A 706-nucleotide genomic window follows, 5' to 3' on the forward strand; every position below is an offset into this window, starting at 1 on the left:
GCATTAGCTAGTCTTGCGATTACCCACATTTCGACCGCGAATCCTGGTAACCTGGTGCGCGTCACGACGAGCGCGCGAGAAGAATGGCCGGGAAACGACAAGCAGAAGATCAGGCATGGTTTGGGCGTGAGATTGAAGCAAGCAAATTCCGGGACGTGCGACTGCGCAAGCGTTTCGGAATGGTGTTGGAGCGATTGTGGAAGGGTATGGGACAGACCATTCCGCTTGCCTGCCAGGACTGGGCCAATACCAAGGCGGCCTATCGCTTCCTGGACAACGAGCGCGTCAATGAGCAGGATATTTTGAGCGGGCACTTTCAGGCAACAGCGGAACGTTTTTCGGTAACGAAGGGACCGGTCCTCGTGCTTCATGACACGACGGCATTTCTGTACGAGAGAGAACACCCCGAGCTTGTCGGGTACGCGAGCAGTTCCATAACCGCGGAGACCCGACGGGGACTCGCCAAGCCGTGTGCACAATGCGGGGTGCCCTTGATTTTCGTGCAGATTTCCGGTTAGACACACCTATGCCTGGCGCGGGTCTGGCTTGTGGCCCTGTATAAATTTCGTTTCAAATCAAGCGCCTGCTGACTACCCCCTGAGGCTTCCCAATTGCGTGGATGGATGCAGTAGCAGTCCAGCGGTTTGATCCGCACGCCGTGACGAAAGACCGAAACTGCAGACGCTGTCTGCATTGTCGATTCAGT

1 protein-coding gene is annotated in these 706 nt (G+C 56.2%); it reads left to right on the forward strand.

Annotation, left to right across the window (positions count from 1 at the left end; translation table 11 throughout):
* The first annotated feature begins 83 nt into the window (after positions 1-83).
* Positions 84-518 (forward strand): IS4/Tn5 family transposase DNA-binding protein, encoded by a 435-nt coding sequence (locus tag BMI01S_RS37875; RefSeq protein ID WP_052408513.1) that lies wholly within the window; start codon positions 84-86, stop codon positions 516-518.
* Positions 519-706: the final 188 nt, after the last annotated feature.

The sequence above is a fragment of the Paraburkholderia mimosarum LMG 23256 = NBRC 106338 genome (assembly GCF_000739815.1).
Classification (GTDB): domain Bacteria; phylum Pseudomonadota; class Gammaproteobacteria; order Burkholderiales; family Burkholderiaceae; genus Paraburkholderia; species Paraburkholderia mimosarum.

What these genes read in the sequence shown, in the direction of transcription:
- BMI01S_RS37875 (WP_052408513.1), top strand. Translation starts at nt 84, where the DNA reads ATGGCCGGGAAACGACAAGCAGAAGATCAGGCATGGTTTGGGCGTGAG.